General features: G+C 49.1%; 1 protein-coding gene. It reads right to left on the bottom strand.

Annotated elements, in window-relative coordinates:
* Positions 1-137 precede the first annotated feature (137 nt).
* The coding region (locus tag AC1D0Z_RS23690) for a hypothetical protein (RefSeq protein ID WP_477660557.1) at positions 138-622 on the bottom strand (485 nt) is incomplete at its 5' end.

Raw genomic sequence — 622 nt, 5'->3', positions numbered from 1 at the left:
TAGACCATCCTCAATGATCTTCACTGTAATACGTGCCTGCGTAACGTTAGTGCGAAATTTGTCTGGATTATTTCMGTCGTAGTTATCGCTCGCTGCCTGCACAGATTTCAGTACGTCTCTTGCCTTCTCATATTGCTCTAATGTGTACATTTCTTCTCGCCAAATGATAATTGGGTAACCGCAGTGGCGTGCGCCAGCCTATCAAAGGTTGGAGCCAGATACTTCTCGTACTGCGGCTTGCAGTGCTCGAGGATAAACCCAGTACTTTTGTCGGTTCTTCTGCCGTTGAAAAGTAACGTGTACTTCCCCTTGTGCTTACCATTCAGATTCTGTCTGGCCTCGTTCTTGAATTCCTCTGAGGTCATAAGCCAGGTCTTGTCCATACGCTCCGAGTAGAAGACAAACCAATAATTTGGCCGGATTTCCTCATGTGGGATTCCAGCAAACAAAGCACCGTGGCCGTCGAGTACGTCTGCTGAGCGGGCTTTAATTTGTACAAGGGCCATCGTGCCATTGCCGCGCTTCACTATCGCATCGACTGCATGATCGTCAACCAACGGCATGTACACGTCGAGGCCCTCCTTCAGCATCCGGCCGACGATAAAGTACTCCATGCGTTTAC

It is taken from the genome of Polaromonas sp. P1_E3 (assembly GCF_056405935.1).
Note: the sequence above shows the minus strand (reverse complement) of the source record. Positions and strands in the feature narration are given on the sequence as shown.